The organism is Variovorax sp. VNK109, from assembly GCF_049445855.1.
Lineage (GTDB): Bacteria > Pseudomonadota > Gammaproteobacteria > Burkholderiales > Burkholderiaceae_C > JAGOCV01.
Genome location: NZ_JBMSDV010000004.1, coordinates 47,659 through 61,356, shown reverse-complemented (window position 1 = coordinate 61,356; position 13,698 = coordinate 47,659). Strand labels below are relative to the sequence as shown.

Genomic DNA, 13,698 nt, shown 5'->3' with positions numbered 1-13,698 from the left:
TGCGGCGATGTGCCCGCTCAGCGCGGCAGCGATGCAGGAAGATCATCCGCCAGCGCATACCCCGTGCCGCGCAACGTGCGGATCGGGTCGATGTCGGGCGCGACGGCGCGCAGCTTGGCGCGCAGGGTCTTGATGTGCGCGTCCACCGTGCGGTCGATGCTGTCGGTGGCGTCGTCCCACACGCGGTCGAGCAGTTCGTCGCGTGTGTAGACGCGGCCGGGCTTCTGGGCGAGCAGGCGCAGCAGGCCGTATTCGTAGCGCGAGAGTTCGAGCGGCTGGCCGTAGTAGCGGATGCGGCGGCGCTCGTCGTCGACTTCGACGGGGGACAGCGGTGTGTTGATGGCGGGCTTCGGTGTTGGCGCAGTAGCCGGTTCTGCCGCAGCACCCGTGCGCGTCGCGCGCCGCAGGATGGTCCGCACGCGCGCCACCAGTTCACGCGGCGAGAAGGGTTTGGCGATGTAGTCGTCCGCGCCGAGCTCCAGGCCGACGACGCGGTCGATCTCGTCGCTGCGCGCGGTGAGGAAGAGCATCGGCACCTGCGCGCCGCCGGGCAGGGCTTGCAGCCGCTTGAAGAGGTCGAAGCCGTTGATGTCGGGCAGGCCGACATCCAGGATGGCGAGCGCGGGCGGCTGCTGCGCGAACGCCGCGAGCGCTTCGGCGCCGCTGGTGCACCACACGGGCTCGAAGCCGTCGGCGGCGAGCACGTAGCGCAACGTGTCGGCGATGCCCGACTCGTCCTCCACGACGAGGATGCGGGGTTTGACAGCGGGAAGGTTCATGACCGCCATGTTAGTGGCTGCGGCGCAGGGCTTCGAGCGCCACGTCGGCTTCCTGCCGTAACTGCACGGCGATGTCTTCGCACAGCGAGAGGCGGCGCAGCAACGCAAATTCGAGTTCGGACGCGGGCGTTTCGATGGCGGCGGGCTGGTCAGGCGCGGCAGCGGCCGGCGTCGGGATGCCGGGTGCGATGCCTTGCTCGGGCATCGGCGAACCCGTCGGGGCGGGGCTTGCCATCGTCGCTGGCTTTGGAGCCGGCACGGCGAGCGTGGTTTCGATCCGCGCGCTGGCGGCTGCGAGGGGCGGACCCATCGCCGCGATGCGTAAGTGATCGCGCCGCAGCAGCAGGATGGATTTCGCCGCAGACATCTGCGCGAGCAACTGGTAGCTGCGCGCCTGCAGGCGCTCCAGCGGCACGAGTGGCGGGCGCACGGCACGCGGCTCGGCCAGCGAACGTTGGGTGGCCTGCACGAGCGCCGAGAGGCTGTCGTACGCCTCACGCCGTGCCAGCCGCCAGCGCAGTTCGAAACCGTTGTCCACCGCGCTGAGCTGGCCGAGTGCGAGGGCCTCGCGTGCGTGGCGCGCCTGCGCGAGCACGGTGCGCTGCACCAGCGCGGGAATCTGCCCGCGTTCCCACGAGGGCAGCAGGTAGCTGAAAGCCCAGGCGATGCCTGCGCCGAGCACCGTATCCGCGACGCGTTCCATCAGTGCAAGCGTGGTGCTTGCGCCGGTGTTGAGCAAATGCGCCTGCACCAGGCCGAGGATGGTGGCGGCCACGGCCGTGATGATGTAACGGCGGATCGCGAAGCCGTGCGCGATGGCCTGCGACACCGTCATCACCGCGAGGATGCCGGCGTGCGTAAGGTGCGCGCGCAGCACCAGCACGGCCAGCACCGAACCGAGCAGCGTGCCGGCCACACGTGCGTCGCGCCGCTCCACCGTCTGCGCGAAGCTGCCGCGCAGCACCAGCACGATGGTGAGGAAGATCCAGTAGGGGTGCGACTTCCACGGCAGCACCAGCGAGATGATGTAACCCGCCGCGATGGCCAGCGCCGCGCGGATGGCGTGGCGCAGTGGTGGCGCGTCCCAGCGCCAGAGCGCGAGGAAGGGCGCGATCGACCAGGCGGCCGGGCTCACGAACATCTGCCAGCTGGCGCGCACGACGGCCAGGTCAGGCGTGGTGTCGCCGCGCGCAAGGGCGACCATGCGCTGCACCTCGTCGTTGATGTGGCCCATGCGGTCGGCCAGGCCGCGCAGCAGTTGGAGCGTGGCGGCGTCGGTGTTGCCGCTGCCGTCACCGACATCACCTGCTGCGGCGCGCAAGGCATCCAGGCGTGGTCGCAGGTCGGTCTCGCGTGCGGGCTTGCGCAGCATCAGCATCGAATCGGCCATGCGCTCCACCTGTTCGGCCAGTTCGGGCAGCGTGGCGCCGATGCTCGCGAGCGCGCTGGCGTGCGTGGTGTGCGCGTGCAGCAGGTCCACGTCGAGCTCGCTCGCCACGAGATGGTCGCGCAACTCCAGCACCATCATGAGCAGCGCGGCGAGCTGCTGGCGGCGTGGTGTGCCGGGCGTTTCGAGCACCAGGTCGCGCGCGGCCTGCAACTGGTCGGCCAGTGCCGCCTGTCGCGCCAGCAAGGCGCTGGTGACGGCGTCAGCGCGCGCGATGCGTTCTTCGGTCGTGGCGGCATGGATCGGCTCGAATCGCGCGGCCTGCGCGCGCATGAGCGATGCCACCGACAGCAGCGTGTCGGCGATGAACTGCACACGGTAACGGCCGTTGAGCAGTGCATTCGTCGCCACGGCCCAGACCACGCCCGCGAACGCGCCAATGGCGAAGTGCCCGGTGGTACGCAGCACGCCGTGCCAGTCGTCCTGCGCGGGCACGGCCATGGAAAAGATCATCGCGAACATCACCGCGATGGCGATGGGAATGCCGCGCTTGCCCCAGGCCATGGCGAGGAACGCCAGGAAGGTGCACGGCACCAGCAGCAGGCCCAATTGCGCAGGGTCGTCCGATAGCCATTGCACGGCGAAGAACAGCGGCAGGCCGAACAGGGGCGCGGGCAGCATCTGCCGCAGCTTGATCCGGCGCGGCGAAGGCAGGTCGGGAGGCGAGACGACGATGGCCCCGATGCCGGCTGCCGCCGCGGCTTCAGCGCCCAGCCACATGTGCACGATGGCCGAGATGACGAGCAAGCCCACCGCCACCGACGCGCCGTTGGCGACGTAGTAGCTCAGTGCCACGCGCAGGGCGGGGCGGAAGCGGTCGAATGAGAAAGGCACGGCAAGGGCCATTGTGCCCCCGCTGTGCCTCAGCGCTGCGGCATGTCCGCGTTCGAATAGCCCAGGCTCACCGTCGCATCGGCGGGAATCGCCGGCACGGTTTCGTTCCACGCCTCCCACGCCTCGCGCATGCGCGTGAGCCGTTCGGGCTCGCGTGGCGCGAGGTTGGCGCGTTCGCGCGCGTCGGCGTCGATGTCGAACAGGTAGTCGTGGCCGTCCACGCGCAGGTACTTCCAGCGGCCGTGGCGGTAGGCGCGCTGGCCGCGGTGGTTCATGCGCCAGTAGAGCGGCCGGGCAAAACCCTGCGATGCATCGCGCAGCACCGGCATGAGTGACAGGCCGTCGAGCGGGTGGCTGGGCGCAGCTTCCACGCCCGCCGCATCAAGCACGGTGGCGGTCCAGTCCATGGTGAGACAGTGTTGCTCGCTCGTGCTGCCCGGCGCGATGACGGCGGGCCAGTGCGCGATCCATGGCACACGGATGCCGCCTTCGGTGAGGTCCATCTTGCCGCCCACGAGCGGCCAGTTGTCCGAGAAGCGTTCGCCGCCGTTGTCGCTGGTGAAGATGATCAGCGTGTCCTTGTCCACGCCGTGCTTCTTGAGCGTGTCGTGGATGCGGCCGATGCCTTCGTCCATGTGGTGGATCATGCGGCGGTAGGTGTCCACGTTGCCGCCGTGCAGGTGGAACAGGTTGTCCTTCACGTCGGCGGCGACGGCTTCGTCGTCACGCGTTTCCCATGGCCAGTGCGGTGCGGTGTAGTGCAGGCTCAGGAAGAAGGGTGCTTCGCTTTTCGCCACGCGGTCGATGTAGCCGATGGCGCGGTCGGAAATCAGGTCGGTGAGGTAGCCCGTTTCCTTCGACTCCTCTTCGCCGAACCACAGGTCGTGCGTGCCGCGGCTGTCGCAGTGGGTGAAGTAGTCCACGCCGCCCGACATGGGGCCGAAGAATTCGTCGTAGCCCGAGCGCAGCGGGCCGAAATGCGGCGGGTAGCCCAGATGCCACTTGCCGATGAGCGCGGTGGCGTAGCCGCTTTGCTGGAGCAGCGAGGCCATCGTCGGGTGCTCGGGCGGCAGGCCGAGCGTGGCGCTGCCCCGGCTCTTGCTGTTGATGGGTTCGTCGGCCGCGCCGCGCAGGCGGTATTGCCAGCGGCCGGTCATGAGTGCGAAGCGCGTGGGCGAGCACACGGGCGAGTTCGCATAGCCCTGTGTGAAGCGGATACCGTTGGCCGCCAGCGCATCGAGGTTCGGCGAGACGGCGCCGAATTTCGCAGGCCGGCCGCCGTAGCAGCCGAGGTCTGCGAAGCCGAGGTCGTCGGCGACGATGAAGATGATGTTGGGACGGCGGGACATAAATCAGTCGGTGGCCTGGAAGCCCACGGCGCGCATGATCTTGCCCCAGCGCGCGGTGTCTTCCGTCATGGTTTTCCTGAGCGCATCCGGCCCGTCGCCCACGGGGTACATGCCGTTGACCAGCAGTTGCTGCCGCACCTCGCGCGTGTTGACGGCCTTGAGGAACTCCGCACGCAGCTTGCGCAGCACCGGCTCGGGCGTCTTCACCGGCGCATAGAACGAGAACCAGGCCGAGGCGATCACGTCGGGGTAGCCCAGTTCGGTGAAGGTGGGGATGGCGGGCATCGGCGGCGAGCGGCGCGCACCGCTGGTGGCCAGCACCTTGATGCGGCCGGTGGGCTGCATGGTGATCGCGCCGCCCACGGTGTCGAAGTACACCGGCACGGTGCCGCCCATCACGTCCTGCCGCGCGGGCGTGGAGCCGCGATAGGGCACGTGGACCATCTTCAGGCCCGCTGCGCGGTTGAGCATTTCACCGAGGAAGTGAGAAGGCGTGCCCGCGCCGTAGGACGCGAAGCTCACCTTGTCGCCCTGCGTCTTCGCCCAGGCGATGAACTCGGGCAGCGTGTTGGCCGGTACGTTCTGGTTGACCACCATGGCCAGCTCGAAGCTCGCGGCGTTGACGATGGGCGCGAAGTCCTTCATCGGGTCGTAGCTGAGTTTGGGGTAGGCGTTGGGGAACATGGTCATCATGCCCGCCGTGCCCAGCAGCAGCGTGTGGCCGTCGGGCTCTGCGTTCTTCACCACGTCCACCGCAATGCGGCCGGCCGCGCCGCCCCGGTTGTCGAGGATCACGGTGCCGAGCGAATCGCGCATCGAATCGGCCAGTGCGCGCGTCAGCACGTCCTGCGTGCCACCGGCCGGCACGCCGATGAGCACGCGGATGGGTTTGCTGGGGAAGTCCTGCGCCCGTGCGGACGGCGAGGCGAGTGCGCCGAGGGCGCCAACCGCGCCCAAGGCCCCGAGTCCGCCGAGGAAATCGCGCCGTGCGAAACCCGGCTCCTGCGCCACCTTGGCGCTATGCTGCTTGTCCATGTCTGTTGTCTCCATGTCGTGCGGCCGCCCGTGGCGGCCCGCATCTCATCCCGACTCTACGGACATGGCGGTGATTGTTCTAATCAACCATCCTCCGCAATTACCCTGACCGCGATGCCGACCAAGGAGACCGACATGACGCAGAACGCCGCACTGGCCGCGCCCGCCGCCGTCGAGGACATGCTGCTGCTGCGCATCTCGCGGTTGCTCGGCACCGGCGGCGGCATGGTCATCCGCCTGTGCGAGGGGCGTTTCGGGATCACCCGGCGCGAGTGGCGCATCATCGGCCAGCTGGCCACACTGGCGCCCGGTGAATGGCGGCGACCGTCGGACCTGGCGGTGTGGGCCCAGCTGGACCGCGCACGCACTTCGCGCGCGCTGTCCTCGCTGGCCGCCAAGCAGCTGGTGAGCCGCGACACCATGCCCGGCGACCGGCGGCAGGCCGGCGTGAAGCTGACAGAGCGCGGCTGGGCGCTGCACGCGGAACTGTTCCCGCTTGTGAAGGAGATCAACCTCGACCTGCTGGCCGACCTGTCGCAGCAGGAGGTTGCGGCGCTCGACGGCATGCTGACGCGCCTGCAGCGGCGCGCCGATCTGCGTTCGGCCGCCACGCAGGGTGAATTGCCGAAGGCGGACAGAAGGCGGGGGCGGTCGGCTTAGCTGCCGGCCTGCGCGCCCGCCAGATCGTCCAGGATCGGGCAGTCCGGCCGTTCGTCGCCATGGCAGCAGTGGATCAGGTGCTTCAGGGTGCGCTGCATCGACTGCATGGCCTCGATACGCTGCGCGAGTTCAGCGCTGTGCTTCTCCGCGATGCGGCGCACGCTCGCGCTGGTGCGTCGGCGGTTGCGCCACAGGCTCACGAGTTCGCCGATCTCGGCCATCGAGAAACCGAGGTCGCGCGAGCGGCGGACGAACTGCAACGTGTGGATGTCGGCGCTGCTGTACTGGCGGTAGCCGCTGTCGGTGCGCGCCACTTCGCCCAGCAACCCGAGCGATTCGTAGTGGCGGACCATCTTGGCCGACACGCCGGACTGGCGCGCCGCCTCGCCGATGTTGAACGGGCCTGCGTTCGCGGTGTTCATGTGGCGACCGTGTAGCCTTCTCCGGCGATCGCCTTCGCGAGCGCATCGCGCGGCTGGCTGGTCTGCACCTCGACGCGGCCGGCGGGCCGGTCGATCTTCACTTCCGCCTGCGGGTCGACCTGCTTCACCGCGCGGGTGACGGCGCGTTCGCAGTGGCCGCAGGTCATGCCCTGCACCTGGAAGATTTCATTCATGTGGTTGCTCCTTGGTTGATGACGAGCTTATCCTGAACCTTGACATGGCGGGAAGGTCAATCGCAATGCCACGACCCCATTTGCGGTGGGGTTGCGCCAGATCAAGGTTTGACCTTGCCATCGTGGGAAGGATTACGCTTCAACCATGAACACTTCGTCCACCCCCGCTCTCCAGTCGTTCGACCTGTCCGTCGGCGGCATGACCTGCGCGTCCTGCGTGGGCCGCGTCGAGCGTGCGCTGAAGAAGGTGCCGGGCGTGCAGGACGCGACGGTGAACCTGGCGACCGAGTCGGCCCGCATTGCCTATGCCGATGACGTCGCCACCGCCGACATGCCGGCGCTGCTCAAGCGCGCGGTGCGCGACGCGGGCTACGAGCCGCGCACGCAGCAACAGGCCGAGAGCGAAGACGCATCGCCATGGTCCGGCTTCACGCCGGTAGCCATCGGCGCGGTGCTGTCGCTGCCGCTGATGCTGCCCATGATCGCGGAGTGGCTCGGCGTGCACTGGATGCTGCCGGCGTGGGTGCAGTTCGTGCTGGCGACGCCGGTGCAGTTCATCCTGGGTGCGCGCTTCTACCGCGCGGGCTGGCATGCGTTGCGCGCGGGCACCGGCAACATGGACCTGCTGGTGGCCGTGGGCACCAGCGCGGGTTGGGGCCTGTCGATGTGGCTGTGGCTCACATCGGGCGGCGGCATGGCGCACCTGTACTTCGAGGCCTCGGCGGTGGTGATCACGCTGGTGCTGCTGGGCAAGTGGCTGGAGGCGCGCGCCAAGCGTCAGGCGACGACGGCCATCCGCGCGCTGCATGCGCTGCGGCCTGACACGGCGCACCTCATCGGCGTCGATGGTGAAGTCGATGTGCCGCTCGACGAAGTGATGCCGGGTGACCGGCTCGTCGTGCGTCCGGGCGAGCGCATTCCCGCCGACGGCCGTCTGCTCGAAGGCCGCACGCAGGTCGACGAATCCATGCTCACCGGCGAGCCGCTGCCGGTGACCAAGGAAGCGGAAGCGATGCTCACCGGCGGCTCGGTCAACGGTGACGGTCGCATCGTGATGCAGGTGAGCGCGGTCGGCGCGGAATCGGTGCTCGCGCGCATCGTGCGCCTCGTCGAGGACGCGCAGGCCGCCAAGGCGCCGATCCAGCGGCTGGTGGACCGGGTGTCCGCCGTGTTCGTGCCGGTGGTGATGGTGATTGCGGTCATCACGCTGGCCGGCTGGCTGATGGCCGGGGCGAATGTGGAGACGGCGCTCATCCATGCCGTCGCGGTGCTGGTGATCGCCTGCCCTTGCGCGCTCGGTCTGGCGACGCCGGCGGCCATCATGGCAGGCACGGGCGTGGCGGCGAAGCAGGGCATCCTGATCAAGGACGCGCAGGCGCTGGAGCTTGCGCATCGCGTGGATACGGTGGCCTTCGACAAGACCGGCACGCTGACGGTGGGGCAACCGCGCCTGACGGCATTCGTCGTTGCGCCCGATGCGGATGAAGCGGCGCTGCTCGTGGTCGCCGCAAGCCTGCAGAGCGGCAGCGAACACCCGCTCGCGCGTGCGGTGGTGCAGGCGGCGAAGGAGCGCAGGGTGGCCGTGCCGTCGCCCGACGACGTGCGCGCCGTGCCGGGGCGCGGCACCGAAGGCGAGGTGAACGCGGTGAGCTACCTCATCGGCAGCCTGCGCTGGATGGAGGAGCTGAACGTGGGACTCGACGTAGGACCCAACGTGCAGTGGGGCGCGCTTGCGCGGAAGGCGCAGGCGCTGCAGGACGAAGGTGCGACGGTGTCCGCGCTGGTCGAGCGCACGTCGCAGGGACTGGCCTTGCGCGCGCTGATGGCCTTCGGCGACGAGCCCAAGCCCGGCGCGCACGACGCACTGGCCGCGTTGCGCGCGCGCGGCATCCGCACGGTGATGATCTCGGGCGACAACCGGGGCGCGGCATTCGCCATGGGCCGCCGGCTCGGCCTCGACCCCGACGCGGGCGAAGTCATGGCGGAAGTTCTGCCGGGCGACAAGGCGCTGAAGCTTGCCGCGCTCAAGGACGGCGGTCACATCGTCGCAATGGTCGGCGACGGCGTCAACGACGCGCCTGCGCTTGCCGCCGCCGATGTGGGCATGGCGATGGGCAACGGCACCGACGTGGCGATGCAGGCAGCCGGTGTGACGCTGATGCGCGGCGACCCGCAACTCGTGGCCGCCGCGCTCGACATCTCGCACCGCACGGTGATGAAGATCCGCCAGAACCTGTTCTGGGCCTTCGCATACAACGTGGCGGGCATCCCGCTCGCGGCGCTGGGCTACCTGAGTCCGGTGGTGGCGGGCGCGGCGATGGCGCTCTCTTCGGTGAGTGTCATGGCGAATGCGTTGCTGCTGCGCCGGTGGAAGCCGAAGGGCTGATCACCCGTTCAGGGTCGGATAGTCGGTGTAGCCCTTCGCGCCGCCGCCATAGAACGTCGTCTTGTCGGCCGCGTTGAGCTCCGCGTTCTCGCGCAGGCGGTGCACCAGATCGGGGTTGGAGATGAAGGGGCGACCGAAGGCGACGAGGTCGGCGCCGTTCGCCACGGCCTTCTCGGCCATGGCACGGTCATAGCCGTTGTTCACCATCCACGCGCCCTTGCCGCCGGCGGTCTGGTAGGCCGACTTGAACGCGCCGAAGTCGAACGGCCGATCGGCGATCTCGCGCGGGCCGCCGGTCGCGCCTTCGATCACGTGGATGTAGGCCAGGCGTAGCGGCGCGAGTTCGCGCGCCACATGCTCGAACAGCGGTTGCGGGTTCGAGTCGACGATGTCGTTGGCCGGCGTGATGGGCGAGAGGCGCAGACCGACGCGATCGCCGCCGATCTCTTCCGTCACGGCGCGCATCACTTCCAGCAGCAGGCGCGCGCGGTTCTCGATGGAGCCGCCGTAGTCGTCCTTGCGGTGGTTGGCGCCGTCCTTGAGGAACTGGTCGATCAGGTAGCCGTTGGCACCGTGCACCTCGACGCCGTCGAAGCCGGCCAGCACCGCGTTGCGCGCGGCATGCTGGAAGTCACGCACGATGCCGGGCAGTTCCTCGGCACGCAGCGCGCGCGGGTGCGAGGTCTCGGCGAAGGAGCCGACGCCGTCCTTGAGCAGGTAGGTCTTGGTCTTGGCCGTGATGGCCGAAGGCGCGACCGGCGGCTGGTTGTCGGGCTGCAGGTCCGTGTGCGAGACGCGGCCCACGTGCCAGATCTGGCAGAAGATCTTGCCGCCGGCTTCATGCACGGCGGCGGTGACGCGCTTCCAGGCGTCGATCTGTTCGGTGGAGTAGAGGCCCGGCACGTCGGCATAGCCCTGGCCCTGCGGGCTGATGACGGTGCCTTCGCTCACGATCAGGCCGGCGCTGGCGCGCTGGCGGTAGTAGGTGACCGCGAGGTCGGTGGGAATGGCGTTGGGCGAGCGGTTGCGGGTAAGCGGCGCCATCACGATGCGGTTGTGGAGCTTCAGCGCGCCGATCTGCACAGGTTCGAAAATGGAAGACATAAAACTCCGGTGGGCAGGTTGGAGGTTGTTGGAATTGCTGCAGGGCACAAAGACTAAACCGAAAAGCGAAGCCGTGCAGCCAGCGGGTTTGCGCGGGATGGTGTAGAAGCAGTCGCATGACAATTCCCGCACGCACCTTCTGGCTTGCGCTGGCGCTCTCGCTCGGTGCGGCGGTGTCGCTGGGCATCACGCGTTTTGCCTACGGCCTGCTGCTGCCGCCGATGCGCAGCGACCTGCAGTGGTCGTACACGCTGGCGGGGGCGATGAACACGCTCAATGCCTTGGGTTATCTGGTGGGTGCCCTGGTCACGCCGAAACTCATGTCACGCGCCGGGGCTGCGCGGCTGATGCTTGCGGGATCGGCATTGGCGAGCGTGTTCATGGCGGCGAGCGGCTTCTTCGTCGAGGCGGTGCCGTTGCTCGCGCAGCGTTTCCTCGCGGGCGTGGCGAGCGCCTGGATCTTCATCGCGGGCGGCCTGCTGGCGGCGCGGCTGGCGGCGCAGCATCCGCACCGCGGCGGCTTCCTGCTGGGCATGTACTACGGCGGCACGGGCTTCGGCATCGTGCTCTCGGCGCTGCTGGTGCCGGCGACGCTTTCCGCAGCGTCGGGCGTGCCGCATGGCTGGACTTGGGCGTGGTGGGCGCTGGCGGCTGCCTGCGTGGCGGCGACGCTGGCGCTCGCCTGGCCTGCGCGTGCGCTGGCATCGCTGGCACCGCCGGTGGCTGCCGCTGCATCCGCAGGCCCGCCGCCGCGCGTGGTGCCGCGCTTCGCGTTCGGCCTTGCCGGCTACGCGCTGTTCGGCGTGGGCTACATCGGCTACATGACTTTCGTGATCGCGCTGCTGCGTGAGCAGGGCGTGGCACCGGGCTCGATTACCCTGTTCTATGCGCTGCTCGGCGCGGCCGTGGTTGCTTCGTCGCGTATCTGGGCGGGTCTGCTGGACCGCTACAAGGGCGGGCAGGCGCTGGCCATCCTCAACGCCTTGCTCGGGTGCGCGACCGTGTTGCCGGCGCTCACGCAAAGCTGGCCGCTGGTGCTGCTGTCGGGCGTCGTGTTCGGCGGTGTGTTCCTGTCGGTGGTGGCGTCGACCACGGCCCTGGTGCGGCATAACCTGCCGGCCGCGCAATGGGCGTCGGGCATCAGCGCGTTCACCATCGTGTTCGCGGCTGGGCAGATCGTGGGGCCCACGGTGGTGGGCTGGATCGCGGACGGACCGGGCGGCCTCGCGCGCGGGCTGGTGTTCTCGGCCTGCGCGCTGTGGGTGGGTGCGGCGCTGGCGTGGCGCCAGCGGCCGCTTGCCGCCTCGCCCTGAAGACCGCTGGAAGTACTTACTTCGACAGGCCTTCGGCCTTCATGGCTTCCTGCACGGCAGGACGGACAGCAACGCGTTCACGCCAGGCCAGCAGGTTCGCGAAGCCGGACAGGTCCACGTTCATCGGCTTGGCCCAGTTGGTCACGGCGAAAAGGTAGGCGTCGGCCACCGAGAAGTGTTCGCCGGTCACGTAGTCCTTGCCGGCGAGTTCGCCATCCACCCACTTGAGGCGGCCGATGAGGCGTTCGCGTGCAATGGCCTTCGCGTCTTCGGGCATCTTGGGGTTGAACAGCGGCGTGAAATTGCGATGCAGCTCCATGCCGATGAAGGTCAGCCATTCCTGCAGGCGGTAGCGCTGCAGCGTGCCGTTGGCCGGCGCGAGGTTCTTCGTGGGCACCTGATCGGCGATGTACTGCACGATGGCCGGGCCTTCGCGCAGGCGTGTGCCGTCGTCGAGCTCGAGCATGGGCACGTAGCCCAGCGGGTTGATGCTGTGGTAGTCGGTGCCGTCGGCCAGCTGCTTGGTTTTCGTCGAGGCGAGCACGGCTTCGAACGCGAGACCGGATTCGCGCAGCACGATCTGCGGGGAAAGCGAACAGGCGCCGGGGGAGTAGTAGAGCTTCATGTCGTCCTTGAGGGTGGTTTTTGAGGCGGTCGGAAGATGCAGATGCTAGCGGCAGACGACGGTTTCCGCTGCCGTCCGCGTTTTGCGCCGGCTTTGTTACCTCGTTCCTTGCCGACGCGGCCACAATGCGGCATGGCATCCAGCTCGGTATCTTCCATCGGCAAGGGCACGGCACGGCGCGTCTTCAAATGGCTCGCCGTCCTCGCACTCCTGCTGCTCGTGCTGCTGGCTGCTGCAACTTATGCGTTGCACCGCTGGGTGGGCTCCGCCGATTTCCGCGCCCGTGTGGAGCGCGAAGCCAGCACGGCGCTGGGCGTGCCGCTCGCGCTCGGTCGCCTGCAGGTGGCGTTGTTTCCCGTGCCGGCCGTGGCGGTGGACGGCGTGAATGTGAAGACGCCCACGCCATTGACGCTCACCCGTGTGGAAGTGCGGCCCGACTGGCGCGCCGCGCTCGCGGGTGGCGCGGCCATCCAGACGCTGGTGGTGCGCGATGCGGTGCTGCCCGAGAAGGGCGTGGACGCGCTGATTGCGGGCCTGCACAAGCTCGCGCAGCGCGAGGACACCACGGGCACCCCGGGTCCGGGCCAGACGCGCTGGCTGCCCCGGCGCATCGTGCTGGACGGTGTGACCTGGGTTGCGGCCACCGGCGCACGCACGACGGTCAAGGCCGACGCGAAGGTCGGCGACGACGGCCTGCCCGAGAGCGCGACGCTGCGCATCGAGCAGGGTGCGCGGGCCGGCACACAGCTCGCGCTGTCGCCCGGCAAGGACGGCGCGCGCTGGCAGTTGGTGCTGGACATCGGCGGCGGCAAGGTCGAGGGGCCGCTGCATCTGGTCTGGCCGGTGGCAGGTGGTGCGAACCAGGTCATCGAACTCAAGGGCGAGCTGAAGACGCGCGGTGTGGATGTCCCCGCCATCACCGCACCGGGGCGTCCGCTGAGCGGCAAGCTCGAGGCGGACACGACGCTGAGCGCGCGGGGCACAGGTTTTCCGGCGCTCGCCGACAACCTTCAGAGCCACACGCGTTTCACCGTGCACGGCGCGCAGATCAACGGACTCGACCTGCTGAAAGCGGTGCAGACGGTCGGCCTGTCGCGCGGCGGCCTGACGCAGCTGGACACGCTGACCGGCGAAGTGCGCACGCAGGGGCGCAGCGCGCAGGTGAGCCAGCTCGTCGCGTCATCGGGCGTGCTCACGGCGCGCGGCAACGTGTCGATCTCGCCGTCGAAAGCGCTGGACGGCCGCATCACGGTCGACGTGGCGCGTGGCGTCACGGGCGGCATCGTCGGGGTGCCGCTGCAGGTGGGTGGCACGCTGGAAGCGCCCGAGGTCACGCTCTCGCGCACGGCAATGCTGGGTGCGGCCATCGGCACGGCGGTCATGCCCGGCGTGGGCACGGGCGCGGGCGCCAAGCTGGGCGACCGTCTCGGCCAGGGGCTCAAAGGCCTGTTCGGCAAGTAGCTGTTGTCCTACGCCGCGCCGCGCCGCGTGCCGATGGAGCGTGCGCGGCCGCCTCCATACAGTCTCTTCATCACCCAAACGCTGAGGGC

12 protein-coding genes are annotated in these 13,698 nt (G+C 69.1%); 4 read left to right on the top strand and 8 right to left on the bottom strand.

What is annotated here, in order from left to right; all coding sequences use genetic code 11:
• Positions 1 to 17 precede the first annotated feature (17 nt).
• From creB to ACO2Q9_RS14665, 4 genes are read right to left on the bottom strand one after another with little or no spacing between them, the layout of a single operon-like run.
• Positions 18 to 779: a two-component system response regulator CreB gene (creB, locus tag ACO2Q9_RS14680; protein WP_423312550.1), complete on the bottom strand. Its 762-nt coding sequence runs from the start codon at positions 777 to 779 to the stop codon at positions 18 to 20.
• A 10-nt stretch (positions 780 to 789) separates the two neighbouring features.
• Positions 790 to 3,072 carry an FUSC family membrane protein gene (locus ACO2Q9_RS14675; RefSeq protein WP_423312549.1) on the bottom strand — a complete coding sequence of 761 codons (2,283 nt, stop codon included), beginning with the start codon at positions 3,070 to 3,072 and terminating at the stop codon, positions 790 to 792.
• Positions 3,073 to 3,089: 17 nt separating this feature from the next.
• The gene (locus ACO2Q9_RS14670; RefSeq protein ID WP_423312548.1) at positions 3,090 to 4,409 is read right to left on the bottom strand and encodes a sulfatase family protein; all 1,320 of its coding nucleotides are present in this window, start codon (positions 4,407 to 4,409) and stop codon (positions 3,090 to 3,092) included.
• Between the two features lie 3 nt (positions 4,410 to 4,412).
• Complete coding sequence (locus tag ACO2Q9_RS14665; protein ID WP_423312547.1) at positions 4,413 to 5,444, bottom strand: Bug family tripartite tricarboxylate transporter substrate binding protein; 1,032 nt, start codon at positions 5,442 to 5,444, stop codon at positions 4,413 to 4,415.
• A 135-nt stretch (positions 5,445 to 5,579) separates the two neighbouring features.
• On the opposite strand from ACO2Q9_RS14665, the gene ACO2Q9_RS14660 reads away from it, so the two are divergent.
• Positions 5,580 to 6,104, top strand: coding sequence for a MarR family winged helix-turn-helix transcriptional regulator (locus ACO2Q9_RS14660; protein WP_423312546.1), 525 nt, complete (start codon positions 5,580 to 5,582; stop codon positions 6,102 to 6,104).
• Here ACO2Q9_RS14660 and cueR read toward each other — a convergent pair.
• Positions 6,101 to 6,526, bottom strand: a complete 426-nt coding sequence (gene cueR, locus ACO2Q9_RS14655) for a Cu(I)-responsive transcriptional regulator (RefSeq protein WP_423312545.1) — start codon at positions 6,524 to 6,526, stop codon at positions 6,101 to 6,103. The two genes, ACO2Q9_RS14660 and cueR, sit on opposite strands and share 4 nt — an antisense overlap.
• The gene (locus ACO2Q9_RS14650; RefSeq protein WP_423312544.1) at positions 6,523 to 6,720 is read right to left on the bottom strand and encodes a heavy-metal-associated domain-containing protein; all 198 of its coding nucleotides are present in this window, start codon (positions 6,718 to 6,720) and stop codon (positions 6,523 to 6,525) included. Before ACO2Q9_RS14650 ends, cueR begins: the two co-directional genes overlap by 4 nt.
• Before the next feature lie 145 nt (positions 6,721 to 6,865).
• Between ACO2Q9_RS14650 and ACO2Q9_RS14645 the strand changes: the two genes are divergently transcribed.
• Positions 6,866 to 9,106 (top strand): heavy metal translocating P-type ATPase, encoded by a 2,241-nt coding sequence (locus ACO2Q9_RS14645; protein ID WP_423312543.1) that lies wholly within the window; start codon positions 6,866 to 6,868, stop codon positions 9,104 to 9,106.
• Here the strand turns inward: ACO2Q9_RS14645 and ACO2Q9_RS14640 are convergent, their stop codons facing one another.
• Entirely contained in the window at positions 9,107 to 10,210 is a 1,104-nt protein-coding gene (locus ACO2Q9_RS14640) for an alkene reductase (protein WP_423312542.1), read from the bottom strand.
• A 116-nt stretch (positions 10,211 to 10,326) separates the two neighbouring features.
• On the opposite strand from ACO2Q9_RS14640, the gene ACO2Q9_RS14635 reads away from it, so the two are divergent.
• The gene (locus ACO2Q9_RS14635) at positions 10,327 to 11,523 is read left to right on the top strand and encodes a YbfB/YjiJ family MFS transporter (protein ID WP_423312541.1); all 1,197 of its coding nucleotides are present in this window, start codon (positions 10,327 to 10,329) and stop codon (positions 11,521 to 11,523) included.
• 16 nt (positions 11,524 to 11,539) lie between these two features.
• Here the strand turns inward: ACO2Q9_RS14635 and gstA are convergent, their stop codons facing one another.
• Positions 11,540 to 12,148 (bottom strand): glutathione transferase GstA, encoded by a 609-nt coding sequence (gene gstA, locus ACO2Q9_RS14630; RefSeq protein WP_423312540.1) that lies wholly within the window; start codon positions 12,146 to 12,148, stop codon positions 11,540 to 11,542.
• A gap of 132 nt (positions 12,149 to 12,280) precedes the next feature.
• Between gstA and ACO2Q9_RS14625 the strand changes: the two genes are divergently transcribed.
• Positions 12,281 to 13,609, top strand: a complete 1,329-nt coding sequence (locus ACO2Q9_RS14625; RefSeq protein ID WP_423312539.1) for a hypothetical protein — start codon at positions 12,281 to 12,283, stop codon at positions 13,607 to 13,609.
• Positions 13,610 to 13,698 lie beyond the last annotated feature (89 nt).

Bases quoted from the DNA above. Each gene is read 5' to 3' on its own strand.
- ACO2Q9_RS14675 (WP_423312549.1), bottom strand. From the start codon at position 3,072: ATGGCCCTTGCCGTGCCTTTCTCATTCGACCGCTTCCGCCCCGCCCTG.
- ACO2Q9_RS14635 (WP_423312541.1), top strand. From the start codon at position 10,327: ATGACAATTCCCGCACGCACCTTCTGGCTTGCGCTGGCGCTCTCGCTC.
- ACO2Q9_RS14650 (WP_423312544.1), bottom strand. From the start codon at position 6,720: ATGAATGAAATCTTCCAGGTGCAGGGCATGACCTGCGGCCACTGCGAA.
- ACO2Q9_RS14625 (WP_423312539.1), top strand. From the start codon at position 12,281: ATGGCATCCAGCTCGGTATCTTCCATCGGCAAGGGCACGGCACGGCGC.
- ACO2Q9_RS14645 (WP_423312543.1), top strand. From the start codon at position 6,866: ATGAACACTTCGTCCACCCCCGCTCTCCAGTCGTTCGACCTGTCCGTC.
- ACO2Q9_RS14640 (WP_423312542.1), bottom strand. From the start codon at position 10,210: ATGTCTTCCATTTTCGAACCTGTGCAGATCGGCGCGCTGAAGCTCCAC.
- ACO2Q9_RS14665 (WP_423312547.1), bottom strand. From the start codon at position 5,444: ATGGACAAGCAGCATAGCGCCAAGGTGGCGCAGGAGCCGGGTTTCGCA.
- gstA (WP_423312540.1), bottom strand. From the start codon at position 12,148: ATGAAGCTCTACTACTCCCCCGGCGCCTGTTCGCTTTCCCCGCAGATC.
- ACO2Q9_RS14660 (WP_423312546.1), top strand. From the start codon at position 5,580: ATGACGCAGAACGCCGCACTGGCCGCGCCCGCCGCCGTCGAGGACATG.
- creB (WP_423312550.1), bottom strand. From the start codon at position 779: ATGAACCTTCCCGCTGTCAAACCCCGCATCCTCGTCGTGGAGGACGAG.
- cueR (WP_423312545.1), bottom strand. From the start codon at position 6,526: ATGAACACCGCGAACGCAGGCCCGTTCAACATCGGCGAGGCGGCGCGC.
- ACO2Q9_RS14670 (WP_423312548.1), bottom strand. From the start codon at position 4,409: ATGTCCCGCCGTCCCAACATCATCTTCATCGTCGCCGACGACCTCGGC.